The sequence below is a fragment of the Streptomyces endophyticus genome, assembly GCF_035798155.1.
GTDB lineage: Bacteria > Actinomycetota > Actinomycetes > Streptomycetales > Streptomycetaceae > Streptomyces > Streptomyces endophyticus.
In genome coordinates this window covers 1-321 of sequence record NZ_JAOZYC010000092.1, presented here as the reverse complement: position 1 = coordinate 321, position 321 = coordinate 1, and the positions used below count along the sequence as shown (strand labels likewise).

Annotated in this window: 1 other RNA gene; it reads left to right on the top strand. The window is 53.3% G+C overall.

Annotation, left to right across the window (positions count from 1 at the left end):
* Positions 1 to 321: a transfer-messenger RNA gene (ssrA, locus tag OKJ99_RS11525) on the top strand; the annotation flags it as partial.

Below are 321 nucleotides of genomic sequence, written 5' to 3'. Positions count from 1 at the left end.
GATTCGACGCCGGTAGCGAAACTCTAGGTGCATGCCGAGTTGGTAACAGAACTCGTAAATCCACTGTTGCAACTTTCTATAGTTGCCAATGACGAAACCTACGAGGGCTACGCTCTCGCTGCGTAAGCAGCTGAGCCCGCTCTTCTGGTAGCTTCGGCTCCAGCAATCACCAGGGGATGCCTGTAAACCCGAAGTGATTGTCATACAGAACAGGATCGCCGCGTAGTACGTTGTGGACGAAGTGGCTAAAACTTACACAACTCGCCCAATGCACCCTGCCCGTCGGGCCGCTGAGGGTTAACTTAATAGACACGGCTAAGC